The organism is Pseudomonas entomophila (genome assembly GCF_029478665.1).
Taxonomy (GTDB): domain Bacteria; phylum Pseudomonadota; class Gammaproteobacteria; order Pseudomonadales; family Pseudomonadaceae; genus Aquipseudomonas; species Aquipseudomonas entomophila_F.
Map to the genome: position 1 here is coordinate 1 of NZ_JARPQB010000024.1, position 11,983 is coordinate 11,983.

14 protein-coding genes and 1 pseudogene are annotated in these 11,983 nt (G+C 67.5%); all 15 read right to left on the reverse strand.

Annotation, left to right across the window (positions count from 1 at the left end):
* Positions 1 to 831, reverse strand: a pseudogene (locus P5705_RS13860) (CsgG/HfaB family protein); the annotation flags it as partial.
* Between the two features lie 33 nt (positions 832 to 864).
* On the reverse strand, positions 865 to 1,284 hold the full coding sequence (locus P5705_RS13865) for a curli assembly protein CsgF (RefSeq protein WP_277461389.1): 420 nt from the start codon (positions 1,282 to 1,284) through the stop codon (positions 865 to 867).
* A complete protein-coding gene (csgE, locus tag P5705_RS13870) occupies positions 1,281 to 1,673 on the reverse strand; it encodes a curli production assembly/transport protein CsgE (protein ID WP_277461390.1) in 393 nt (130 codons plus the stop codon). The genes P5705_RS13865 and csgE overlap by 4 nt, the downstream gene beginning before the upstream one ends.
* Positions 1,670 to 2,191, reverse strand: a complete 522-nt coding sequence (locus P5705_RS13875) for a type II secretion system protein (RefSeq protein ID WP_277461391.1) — start codon at positions 2,189 to 2,191, stop codon at positions 1,670 to 1,672. Before P5705_RS13875 ends, csgE begins: the two co-directional genes overlap by 4 nt.
* On the reverse strand, positions 2,166 to 2,540 hold the full coding sequence (locus tag P5705_RS13880; RefSeq protein WP_277461392.1) for a type II secretion system protein: 375 nt from the start codon (positions 2,538 to 2,540) through the stop codon (positions 2,166 to 2,168). Before P5705_RS13880 ends, P5705_RS13875 begins: the two co-directional genes overlap by 26 nt.
* A gap of 5 nt (positions 2,541 to 2,545) precedes the next feature.
* Positions 2,546 to 3,016 (reverse strand): type II secretion system protein, encoded by a 471-nt coding sequence (locus tag P5705_RS13885; RefSeq protein WP_277461393.1) that lies wholly within the window; start codon positions 3,014 to 3,016, stop codon positions 2,546 to 2,548.
* Entirely contained in the window at positions 3,013 to 4,860 is a 1,848-nt protein-coding gene (locus P5705_RS13890; RefSeq protein ID WP_277461394.1) for a secretin N-terminal domain-containing protein, read from the reverse strand. The genes P5705_RS13885 and P5705_RS13890 overlap by 4 nt, the downstream gene beginning before the upstream one ends.
* Complete coding sequence (locus tag P5705_RS13895) at positions 4,857 to 5,363, reverse strand: hypothetical protein (protein ID WP_277461395.1); 507 nt, start codon at positions 5,361 to 5,363, stop codon at positions 4,857 to 4,859. Before P5705_RS13895 ends, P5705_RS13890 begins: the two co-directional genes overlap by 4 nt.
* The gene (gene pilO, locus P5705_RS13900) at positions 5,363 to 5,914 is read right to left on the reverse strand and encodes a type 4a pilus biogenesis protein PilO (protein WP_277461396.1); all 552 of its coding nucleotides are present in this window, start codon (positions 5,912 to 5,914) and stop codon (positions 5,363 to 5,365) included. Before pilO ends, P5705_RS13895 begins: the two co-directional genes overlap by 1 nt.
* The gene (locus P5705_RS13905) at positions 5,901 to 6,443 is read right to left on the reverse strand and encodes a PilN domain-containing protein (RefSeq protein ID WP_277461397.1); all 543 of its coding nucleotides are present in this window, start codon (positions 6,441 to 6,443) and stop codon (positions 5,901 to 5,903) included. Before P5705_RS13905 ends, pilO begins: the two co-directional genes overlap by 14 nt.
* 1 nt (position 6,444) lies before the next feature.
* Positions 6,445 to 7,227 carry a hypothetical protein gene (locus tag P5705_RS13910; protein WP_277461398.1) on the reverse strand — a complete coding sequence of 261 codons (783 nt, stop codon included), beginning with the start codon at positions 7,225 to 7,227 and terminating at the stop codon, positions 6,445 to 6,447.
* Positions 7,208 to 8,893, reverse strand: coding sequence for a GspE/PulE family protein (locus P5705_RS13915; protein ID WP_277461399.1), 1,686 nt, complete (start codon positions 8,891 to 8,893; stop codon positions 7,208 to 7,210). Before P5705_RS13915 ends, P5705_RS13910 begins: the two co-directional genes overlap by 20 nt.
* A 57-nt stretch (positions 8,894 to 8,950) precedes the next feature.
* Entirely contained in the window at positions 8,951 to 9,481 is a 531-nt protein-coding gene (locus P5705_RS13920; protein WP_277461400.1) for a response regulator, read from the reverse strand.
* A gap of 239 nt (positions 9,482 to 9,720) precedes the next feature.
* A complete protein-coding gene (locus tag P5705_RS13925) occupies positions 9,721 to 10,362 on the reverse strand; it encodes a SurA N-terminal domain-containing protein (protein ID WP_277461401.1) in 642 nt (213 codons plus the stop codon).
* A 124-nt stretch (positions 10,363 to 10,486) separates the two neighbouring features.
* The gene (locus P5705_RS13930) at positions 10,487 to 11,965 is read right to left on the reverse strand and encodes a cytochrome c/ABC transporter substrate-binding protein (RefSeq protein ID WP_277461402.1); all 1,479 of its coding nucleotides are present in this window, start codon (positions 11,963 to 11,965) and stop codon (positions 10,487 to 10,489) included.
* Positions 11,966 to 11,983 lie beyond the last annotated feature (18 nt).

Here is an 11,983-nt window from a genome sequence, read left to right on the forward strand (position 1 = left end):
GCCCCATCCCCCGCCACCTGCCACAACCGCCGCTCGATGCCCTGGGCCAGCAAGTGCCCCACCGCGGCCTCGATTGCCGACAACACACACAGCTGCGCCGGCTCGTTGGTGGTGTAGCCCACTTCGGCTTCCAGCAGCTTCTTGAACTCGATGAACTTGAACACCCCGGCGCTGCGCCCGACCGAATAGATGGTCTTGCTGGTCATCACGTTGGCCAGTACCTGCCCGGTGCGCACGTCCACCGCGCGCAGGTTCACGGTCACCTGGTCGACCCGGTACTCGCGGGAGATGTCGATGCCCAGGTAGCGCGCACCCTCGCCGCCGCTGCGCACGTTGGTGTCGTAGGCGATCACCCTCGCCGCCGCTGCGCACGTTGGTGTCGTAGGCGATGATGCCGCCTTCGAGCATCAGGTTGGCGGCCTGCAGCGGCGGCAGTTCGCCCTGGATGTTCTCGGCGACATCGGGCTTCTTCTGCGAGGCGCGGATGATCTTGCGCTCGGTCAGCAGGTTCTGCAGGCCCTCGCGTTCGAGCACCACGAACCAGCCGCTGGCATTGAGCGCGTCCATCAACATGCTCGCCGCGCCCTGGGTGACGCTGGTGGAGAACGAGCTGGCCGGGGTCGGCTTGTACTGCCCGGTCTGGTCGCGGAAACCGTACACCACCGCCATCAGCCGCCCGCGCGGGCGAGGCATGTTGATCAGGTCGTAGTAGGTCGAGGCCCGTGGCGTCAGGGTCGGGGTCTCGGCATCCTGTTCGGCGGGCATCGGCTCGCGCAGGCCGCAGCCTTGCAGGGCGGCGAGGATCAGCAACGTGCTCAGCAGGCGTTTCATGGTGTTCTCTCCCCAGTCATGGCCCTGTCCCTCTCAGGGGTTCAGGCCGCTCACGTCGATGATCGAGACTTCCCCCGTGGCGCGGTCGGTGACCCGGATGCTCAGGGCCCCCGAGTCGTCGAGCACATCGATGAGGAAGGCGTCGGTGGCCATGCTGCCGCCCTTGCCATTGCCGATGTTGTCCAGCAACTGCCCCAGCAACCGCGACTCCAGTTGGTTGCTGAAGCGCTCCAAGGCGCTGGTGCCGGCGAATGCCGAGGCACGGTCCTTGAGATCGGGGTCGTCGTGGTCGTTCTGCGCCTGGGCGTTGTTGAGCAGCCAGGTGCCGTTCAGCGGGTTGCCGCCGAACGCCGGGTTCACCGGCGTGTACACCAGCTCCGTGGCCAGGGCCTGGCCGGCGAGGCTGGCAGCCAGCAGGCAGGCGGCGATACGCAGGGGGGTATGGGTGCTCATAGCTCGTCCCTCTCCAGGTCGGTTGTGTCCTGCAGCAGCCGTTGCAGCTTGCGCTGGACGATCTGCTGGCGGACCAGGTCCGCGGCCTCGATGGCCTCGTCGTTCAGTTGCGTGGTGTTGGGCGGCAGGAAGCGCCGGTACACCACCTCGCGGTCGTACTCCACCGTCACCAGGCTGCCCCAGCGGGCATCCGGGCGCTCGCGCACCACCAGGTTGAAATCCAGCCGGCTGGTGGCGCGCAGCCGGTCGCTGAAGGCGTAATAGAAGTCGTGGCCGATGTGCGAGATGGTGTTGTCGACGATGAAGCCCATCATCTCGTCCTCGTCGCCGGCACTTGCCTGGCCCGGCAACACCAGGCACAGCCACAGGGCGATGACCAGGCGGTTCATGGCGCGTCTCCCGGGCCGTTGTGCCGGCGCGCGCCACCGGCGCCTTCGGCGAAGGCCTGCTCGGCCACGAACTGCCAGTCGCTGTAGTGCTCCAGCCCCTCGAAACCGCTCCACTGGGCATCGAAGCCGCTGCGTTTGAGTGGCAGCGCAGCGGAACGGCTGTGCACACCGGTGATGCGGCCATCGACCGCGCGCAGCAGGCCCCAGTCATCGCTGCCGGTCAGCGGGTCGGGGTACAGCCTGCGGATATGCCGGCGCGGGGTGGGGAAGCGGTTATCCTCGACCAACTCGCCCAGGTCCTGCGGGTACTGGGCCAGCCCCGGCGAGGCGCGGTAGTAGCTGCGCAGGGCCTGGGCGTACTGGCCGCCCACCCACAGCAGCTGGCGCTCGTGCTCGCGCTGGGCACGGGTGGCCCACAGCGTGCCGGTGGCGGCCAGGGCCACGCTGCTGAGCGCAATCAGCAGCAGCACGCCCAGGTAGGTGAAGCCGGCTTCACCATTCGGCATAGAGGCTGCCATCGCGCGCCCTCCCGCTGGCTCCGCTCTTGATATCGGCCACGCCGCCCGCCACGCCTTCGGGCGGCGGCAGCAGTTGCCAGCCATCGCGGCGTTCGCTGATCGGGTCGACCGGGGTGTTGCGCAGGTAGCGCTGCTCCACCAGTTGCTCGAGGGAATCGGGGTAGTGCCCGGTGTCGCCGTAGTAGTGGTCCAGGGCCTCGCGCAGCACCGCCAGGCTCTGGCGCAGGGTCGCCTCGCGGGATGCCTCCAGGCTGTTGAAGTAGCGCGGCAAGGCGATGGTCATCAGGGTCGCGATGATCGCCATCACCACCAGCAGCTCGATCAGGGTGAAACCTTGGTTGTGTTTCATCACGGTCACCATTGCCCGTAGGGGATGCCGTTCAGGCCTTTGCCCGTGGCGGTGGAATACACGTCGAACACGTCCTCGCCTTCGCGCGGGTTGTCGGCGCTGCTGTCGTAGGCGCGCAGCCCCCAGCCGCCCTGGTCGTCGGCCTTGGCCGGGCGCAGCGGGTCATGGGGGATGCGCCGCAGGAAGTAGAACCGCGCGCCCTTGGCGCTGCGCACGTCACGCACGCCCTCGACCAGCACCTGCAGGCTTGGCGGGTAACCGCTGGCGTTCAGGCGCTTCTCGATATAGCCGGCGTCGAAGGCGCGCTTGTAGGCGTCGATGGCGTCGCGGATCTGGTACAGGGCTTCGCGCAGCTGTTGTTCCTTGCCACGGCGCACCACGGTCTCGGTCAGCGGCGCGGCCATGCTGGCAAGCAGGCCCAGCAATGCCAGGGTGAGCACCACCTCGATCAGGCTGAAACCCTGCTGGCGGTTCATGGCCGCGGCACCACGGCCATCTGGCCTTCGACCATGGGCACGCTACCCGGTTGTGCGTCGCCATCGCTCGCGGGCAATGGCCGGGCCATCTGCCGCACCTGCATGCTCGACTCGGTGCCGGTGCCGAACTCCATGTCCGAGGGGCTCTGGTACGGCAGGTTGCGCACGATGCGCGGGGTGATCGCCAGCACCAGCTCGGACTTGCTCATGTCATCCTTGTTGCTGCCGAACAACCGGCCCAGGCCGGGAATGTCCCCCAGCCCCGGGATCTTGTTGCCACTGGCGTTGTGGTCGTTGCGCACCAGCCCGGCCAGCACCTGGGTCTCGCCGTCGTGCAGGCGCAGGCTGGTCTGGGCATTGCGGGTATCGACCTGGACCGGGATGGTGCCCTGGCGGGTCGCCTCCAGCGGCGTGGCATTGCTCACCTCCAGCGCCACCTTGATCGCCACCTCGTTGTTCAGGTGCACGGTGGGCTGCACCTCGAGCTTCAGGCCGACGTCGAGGTAGGTGACGCTTTCGGTGATCACCGGCCCTTGGGTGGACGGGACGGAAGTGGCGCTGATGATCGGCACGCGCTGGCCGATGTGGATGCGTGCCTGCTCACGGTTGCTGACCCGGATCACCGGGCTGGCCAGGGTGTTGATGTCCTTGTCCTGGGCGTTGATCTTGGCTTGCGGCGCCGGCGAGATGCTGATGCGGCTGGAGTCGATGCCGCGCAACTGGTCGAGCACACTGACCGACTTGCCGTCGCTGGTCAGCACGCCGAAGGTGTTGGGCCATTGCAGGCCCAGGTCAAGGATGCGCGAGGTGGCCACTTCCATCACCTCCACCTCCAGCACCACCTCGGGGTTGGACTGGTCCTGGGACTGCAGCAGCTTCTCGGCCATGCGCACCGCGTCGGGGGTGTCGCGCATGGTCAGGGTGTTGAGGCGCTCGTCGACGAACACGTCACGGGTCTTGAGCATGGTCTTGAGCATGTTCATCGCGGTGTTGGCGTCGATGCTGGTCAGGTAGAAGGTACGCATGACCAGTTCCTGGTAGTCCTTGGTCTTCTGCGGCGAGTCCGGGTAGACCAGCAGGGTGTTGTCGTTGACGATCTTCTGGCGCAGCTGGTTCTGCTCCAGCAACAGCGCCACGGCGTCCTCGATGCGCACCTCGCGCACGAAGATGGTGGCCTTCATGTCCGGGCGCAGGTCACGGTCGAAGATGAAGTTGATCCCGGCGACCTGGGCCAGCACCTCGAAGATGGTCTTCAGGTTGGCGTCGCGAAACTCCAGGGTGACCGGGCGCTCCAGCTTGCTGCGCAACTGCGGGAACGGCTGGGCGGTGCGCGCCTGGACGTTCTCGATGTCGCTGCGCAGCATGATCCCCTTCTGGTTCTGCGGGTCCAGGCGCAGCACCTCGCGCATATAGCGCTCGGCACCGAACAGGTCGCCCTGGCGCAGCGCCGCCTGGCCCAGGGCGACCCGCTCGTCGAGGGTGCGGATCAGTTCCAGCTGGCGGATGCCCTCTTGCGCACGGCGGTTGTTCGGTTCGAGGGTCAGCACCCGGCCATAGCCCATGCGCGCACCGGCGAAGTCGTGGCGGATACGGTCGCTGTCGGCCTGGCCCAGCAGCGCCTCGACCGCCGCCTGACGGCCATGGGCCAGGGCAATGTTCAGTTCGGTGTCGCGCGGGTCATCGCGCAAGGCTTCTTCCAGCCGGGCGATGCCGGCCTCGTACTGGCCCTCCTTCATCAGTTCCGCGCTGTCCTTGCGTACCGCGCTGGAGCCGCATCCGGCGATGGCCACGCACAGGGCCAGCAGCAGGAACGGCGCAGGCTTGCACGACTTCGAAGGCTTCATGGTGCGCTCCCTACAGACAGGGTCTGTGGCTGGTGCAGTGGCAGGTAGACCAGGTTCAGCTCGCTGGCCGAGACCCGGTCGAGGCGGTAGGTGTCTTCGATCACGTCGCCCTGGCGCACGACGTAGAGCTTCTCGCCGTTCTGCAGGAACACCTGCAGGTCGTCGCGGTCGCCCAGGCGGCCGACGAACTGGAACGGCAGCGCCGGCGCCGTGGGTGTGGCCACTACGGGGGCGGTGACCACGGGTTGTTCGGTGACGGTGGCCAGGGTTGGCGGTGGGGTCCATTGCTGGGCCGGGAACAGGTCCCTGGAAGCCTGTGCCGGCCCTTTCGCGGCTGAAGCCGCTCCTACATATTCGGTGACCATCGCCGCCCCTGTAGGAGCGGCTTCAGCCGCGATTGGAGCCAACTCGTCTTCCTCGCCGAACCAATGCCCCGGCGCCCAAGCCAACGCCGCGCTCAAGCCAAGAAACCCACCCCACAACACCACGCGCTGAATGTTCATCACGACCTCGACAGGTAAAGGGTCATGCGTACCCGCCCGGTAAGCTCACGCTCGCCGATCCGCTTGCGTTGCAGCTCCAGATCCTCCAGCACCAGGGTCGGCAACTGGCCCAGCAGCGCCTTGAGAAACCCGCGGATCTGCGGGTAGCTGCCGCGCACTGGCAGGACGATCTGGTAACGCGCCAGCTGGGTCTTGGGATCGACGCCCAACGCGTATTCACCACGCGCCAGGCTGATGCGCTCGGCCTCGGCCAGCCGGTACAGGCGTTCGATCAGCTCGCTGGCCTGGGGCTGGCCGGGCAGTTGCTGGCGCAGATCGTCCAGCGCCTGTTGCTCAGGCTGCACCTGGACCTTCAGCTCGCCACGCGCCAGGCGCTGTACCTGGACACTGGCGTCCGCCTCGCTGGCGCGCAGCTCGCGCACCTGCTGCCACAGCGGCAGCACCCCGGCCAGGGCCACCGCCACGACCATCAGGGCCATCAGGATCGCGGCCAACCCCACGCGCCCCAGGCGCTGGACGGCCTCATGCAGGATCAGGCTAGGGACGCGCATGGCCGGTCTCCCAGGTGGAGGTGAGGTTGAAACGCACCGGATGCTCGGCCTGCCCGGCGACGATCTCGTGGTTGAGCAGCGACACGTCCGACAGCGCTTCGCTGCGTTCCAGGCGCTGGTGGTACTGCAACATGGCCTCCAGGTCGCGGGCCTCGGCGGTGATGCGCACCTGCCCTTTACGCGCATCGGGCGTGAGGCTGAGCAGCGCCACATCCTCCTGGGGCATGGCCTCGAGCATGGCGAACAGCTGTTGCCAGGGCCGTTGCAGTTGCTGCGACACGCTGCGCATCTGCGCCAGGCGCTCGGCCTGCTCGCGGACCACCGCGCTGCTTTGCGCAGCGGCGCTGGCCGGGCGGCGGCCAAGTTGCAGTTCGAGCTGGTGCACACGGGCTTCCAGGCCCGTCTGCTCATTCACCAGCTGTTGCTGGGCCAGCACCAGTACCGCCAGCGCGGCGCCCCCCAGGGCCAGCAGTGCCCAGGCCAGCGAGCCGTTGCGCCGGGGTTGGAATTCCAGGTCGAGGCGGCGCATGTCAGGCCACCGCCCGCCACATGGCGCACAGCGGATCGGCCTCGACGGCCGGCGGGCACAACTGCACCGCACCGATATCCGCGACCGCCTGCCGCCCGGGCGCATGCAGGTAGACCCGTGGCGGCTGCCCGCCATACAACTCGCAGGTGCGCGCGATCAACGCCTGCAGGGCCTGGTCGGTGTCGGCGCAGCCCTGGGCCAGCACCTGTTGCCAGGCGCCGTCAGCGGCCAGCAGCAGCACGCTGCGGCGTGGCTCGGCGAGCACGAAGAGGAAATCCCCCTGCGCCATCTGCGCCGCGCAGCGGTTGTAGGCGGCCATCAGGTAAGGCTGTACCGAACGCAGGCTCAAGCGGCGCTCCCGGCCCAGTTCGCGCAAGCCCTGCAGCAGCGCCTCAGGCAGTGCCGTGGCGATCCGTGCGGCACCGGCAGGCTCCGGCGACAGCACGATGCGCCAGTCATCCAGTGGCTGCCCGTAAAGGTGCTCGAAACAGGCCCGGGCATAGGTGTCCAGCTCGCGCGGCGTGGCGATGGCAGCGCTCCAGGGCACCAGGCAGAAGCGGCTGAAGCGTGCCGACAGCAACACCCGCAACTGCCCACCCTTCACCGGGTGCGCGGCGAGCAGCTCATCGAGAGCGGCAAGTGCCGCGCCCCAGGCCGGTTGCGCGGCCTGGCAGTCGAACGGCCGACTGCCCAGCCAGTGATGATGACGACCGTGCCAGCCGCCCAGGCCGACACCCTCGGCGCCGAGCATGGCGCAATAGTGATCAGGCAATGAATGTGACACGGTTGATCTCCTCAAGTGTGGTGCGGCCCGCACGGACCAGGTCCAGGGCCGAGGCCCGCAGCAGGCGAAGGCCGCGCTGGCAGGCCAGTTGACGGATCTGCGCCAGGGGCCGGCGCTCGACGATCAGCTGCCGCAGGTCGTCGTCCAGGTGCAGCAGTTCGGCGATGGCGCTGCGCCCGCGATAGCCGCTGCCGCGGCACTGGCCGCAGCCCTGGGCGCGCATGAACCGCCAGCCTTCCACTGCGTCACGGCTCAGCCCCGAGGCCGCGAGCAGCTCGTCGTCCGGCACGCAGGCCACCGCGCAGTGCGGGCAGGCCAGGCGCACCAGGCGCTGGGCCAGCACGGCGTTGAGCGCCGAGACGAAGCTGTAGGGGTCGACCTGCATCTGGCTGAAACGGCCGATCACGTCGAACACGTTGTTGGCATGGATGGTGGTGAACACCAGGTGCCCGGTAAGCGCCGACTGCACGGCGATCTGCGCGGTGTCCGGGTCGCGGATCTCGCCGACCAGGATCTTGTCCGGGTCGTGGCGCAGGATCGAGCGCAGGCCGCGGGCGAAGGTCAGGCCCTTCTTCTCGTTGACCGGGATCTGCAACACCCCGGGCAGCTGGTACTCGACCGGGTCCTCGATGGTGATGATCTTGTCGACGCCGTGGTTGATCTCGCTGAGCATGGCGTACAGCGTGGTGGTCTTGCCGCTGCCGGTGGGGCCGGTGACCAGGATCATGCCGTAGGGCTCGCTGGCCAGCCGGCGCAGGGCGCGCAGGGTGTGTTCCTCGAAGCCCAGGGCCTGCAGCTGCACGCCGCTGACCTTGTCCGACAGGTCCTGCTTGTCGAGCACCCGCAGCACCGCGTCCTCGCCGAAGATGCTCGGCATGATCGACACGCGAAAGTCGATCTGGCGCTCGCCGATGGCCACCTTGAAGCGGCCGTCCTGGGGGATGCGTTTCTCGCCGATGTCCAGCTCGGCCATCACCTTGATCCGCGAGATCACCTGCTCGGCGAAGGCGCTGCCGCTGGCCTTGCCGGCGCCGTTGAGCACGCCGTCGATGCGGTACTTGATGGTCAGGCCCTGGCCGGTCATGCCCAGGTGGATATCGCTGGCGTGCTGCTTGAGGGCGTCGTAGAGGGTGGCGTTGACCAGCTTGACCACCTGGCTCTGGTCTTCGCTGATGCTGGTCAGCGACAGGCGTTGCAGCGGGTCGGTGTCAGTGCCGGCCTCAGCGTTGCTGTCGAGGGTATCGACGGCATGGAAGCTCTCCTCGTGACGCGCCAGGAACGCCGCCAGGTCGGCGGCGTGGGTCAGGTACAGCGGCGCGCCCTGCAGGCAGTCGTCGACCCAGGCCAGCCGGGCACTGTCGAAGGGGTCGGCGAACACACCGACCAGTTGCCCTTGGTGTTCGACCAGCGCGCATTCGTGTTTCAGGCACTGGGCCAGGTTGACCTGATCGAAGGCCGGCTTGCTGGCGAACAAGGCCTGGGTATCGAGCACCGGGTAATGCAGGGTGGCGGCCAGGCGTTGGGTGAAGGTGGCGGGCGGGTCGTTAGCGAGGCGTTCGAGGTGGGTCAGCAGGCGGTCTTCACCCGCCTGGGCGCGGGCCTGGCTCAGGAGATCGCGGGAGTAGCCCTGCGCTTGCTGTGCGTCTGTATCGAATGCCTGGGACATGGCCTGCGACTCCGCTCAGGGGCGCGTCGCAGGCTGGGGAAGTGGCCGCGGGCGCCGCTATTCCCCGGTGAGCAGTTGGTCGTCAGGTTCGGGGGGCTGGCCACCGTTGCGTCGGCGGTCGGCCAGGACCCAGCTGCCATCGTACAACTGCAGGGGGAACGTCTCGTTCCGGTTCTGGCGGCGTTCGACGAAACCCTCGGCCGGGCGGTCCGTGGCCCTGCGCTGGCGCTCGATGCCCATCAGGTCGAAGATCGCGCGGGCCAGTTCCATCAGCGGGAACGGCTTGAACAGGACATGGCTCACTCCCAGTTCGGCGGCCCGCTCACGCACCTCGACGGTCGGGTGGGCGGTGATCAGCACGAAATGGCACTGCCTGTTCCTGCGCACGGTCTCCAGGACCTGAAACCCCTCCATGTCGGGCAAGCGATAGTCCAGCACGATCACATCCGGTGCCAGGGTTTCAGCCTCGCTGATGCCGCTGGCGCCGTCGTGGGCGACATGGACTTCCAGGCCTTGCGCCTGCAGATACGCCTGCAGGTTCTGCGCAAGGGTCTGTTCGTCGTCGACTACCAATACTCTGTTCACCAAGGTCCACTCCCATGAACTGCCCGGTCTCCCGGTCTGCGAAGTGCGGCCTTGTAGAGGCTTGAGCAGGCTTCGTGCCAGGCATGAAGGGTCATTGCGCACCACGTTCAACTAACTGTTTCTTATGGATATTTTTGTATCGACAAGGGCTTGCGGGCGCGCACTCCCCCATAACCGGGGAAGTGATGGCATTTGGCCAAACCCGCTTTCCCCACAGTTGGGGAAACGCCTTGGCGGGCCGCTCAGTCAGCGCGCTCCACTGTAGCGGATTCGCGCAAACGTTGGCGCGTGGCCTGGCGGGCCTGGGCCTGCAACTGCGCGACGAGTGCGTCCCTGGCCTGGCGCTGGCCCTGTTCCGGTAAGACAAAAGCATTATCACTTTGGTTCTGCGTCCCTTGCAGTCTGTGCCGATTGGCGTGTTGGAAGGCCGCGATTTCGGCGGCGCTGGGCTCGTCGACCACGGTCAGCCGCGCGAACGCTTCCTGGGCGGCCATCTCATGACGAGTGTAGTCAGCGAAGCTGTCGCGATCGAAGCCTGCGGCTTCCAGGCGGCGGGCGAACACGGCCGGGCTGCCGAAAGCAGCCTCGACTTCGGCGAGCCGCGCCCTCACCTGCTCATCGTCGATGACGATGCCTTGCCGGCGCGCCTCCTGCCACAGCAGCTCCTTGTCGATCAACTCGTCCAGGGCCTGCTCGCGCAGGCGCTGGTACAGGTTGGGGTTGCGGATGCTCGCCACCGCCCGCCCCTGGGCCTGGAGATATTCGGTGAAGTAGCGCTCCAGGCGCAGCGCGCCGATCTCCACGCCATTCACCCGGGCCACAGGGGCGTCGGCAAAGATTGCCGGGGTGACGCCCAGCAGCAGGCACAGCAGCAGAATACGCATGGCAACCTCCTCATTGATCTGGTGCGCCCCTTGTAGGAGCGGCTTCAGCCGCGATCACCCGCGCAGCGGGTGCCCTGCACCGTGTTGCATTCATCGCGGCTGAAGCCGCTCCTACAGGCCCCATTCATGGCGCCTGCGGCGCAGGACGATAGGGCGCAACCTCGGTGAAGCCGGGCCCCGGCAGGCTCACCGCGACCACATGGGCGCCGGCCATGCCCTGGCGTCGTCCCGGACCAAACCCCAGAGGTGGGGTGAGGCCGGTGTCGACCGCGTGCAGTTGCTCCAAGGTTGCGATCAACTGCTCACGGCTGGCATCCCGCCCAATCTTTTTCAACGCGTCGGTAAGCAACTTCCACGCACACAGGGTGCCGACCTGCAGCGATGCCTGCCTGGCATCCAGCCCCTGGCGTTGCCGAACCCCGGCCAGCGTCGCCCGGCCAGTGTCGGTCCAATCACCTGGGACAAACGGGTACGCCAGCAACAGACGCTGCGACCATTGCGCCGAAAGCGTCGGCACAACGCTGGCCACCTGGCTGGACGCGGCGAACAAGTAAGGTGTTCGCCCCTGCGCCTGTAACGTCGCGGCCAGTTCGGCAAAAGCCGGCGCGCGACCGAGAAAAAGAATGCCCTCACCGCTCGGTGCCTGACCGTTGAATGCCTGCGCCTCAGGCAAGGCAACACCCAGGCTGCGCAAGCGGATCAGCAACGCAGTGGCAGCGGCCGCCTGGTCCTCACCGGCATAGACCACCTGCAAGGCATCGGTGGGCATGCCGAGCCCATCACGGGCATGCAGCGCCAGGCTGAGCAACTGCTCGGGCAGCGAAGGCAGCGGGTCGAACACCTGCGCACCACCGCCGTCACGCGGCGTACTGCCCACCAGGGGCACGCCTTCCCGAGCCAGCGTGGCGCTGTCGAGCTGAGGTGCCAATGGCGCGATCAAGGCGAACACCTGCTCCTGGCGCAACAGCGTGTCCAAGGCTTGCCCGGTGCTGGCCGGCTCGTACCCGGGGTCCAGCGCAACTAGCTGCAAGCGCCGCCCATGCACGCCGCCCTGCTGGTTGATCTGGGCGACGCCATCCTCCAGCACCGCCCGCACCACACGCCCGGCCTCGGCCAGGGGGCCGCTTTCCGGCAGCAGCGTGCCCAAGCGCAAGACACCCTCCTCCACCCCAGGGTCGCGTTCCTCGTCCAGGCGCTTGAGATAGGCAGTGAGATTGCGCTGGTCAGCCAGGCTCAGCTCGAAGCGCGGCATGGCCGGGTTCAGGCGGTTGCCGGCAGGGTCGATACCACTTTGGATGACACGCACGAGGCTTTTCTCTGTGTAAGCCGGGTAGCGTCGGCTGTTGGTTTCGCGCACTCCAGGTCCGAGGGCCAGGCGCTGCCAGTCAAGGCTTGGTGGTCGCACCCCACCTTCGCTACGGCCACGCCCGTCGTTGCCGTGGCAACTGGCGCAAGGCAACACGCTGGCGGGTACCGTCATGTCGCTGGCGCCGACCCGGGCCAGCAATTGGGCGTCGCTGCTGGAGAGCCCTTCGCGGTACAGACGTTTACCCGCCAGCTCCTGGGCCGTCAGGTCGAGAGCTTGAGCCGTGTTGCACAACATCAGGCACAGGGCCCAGTA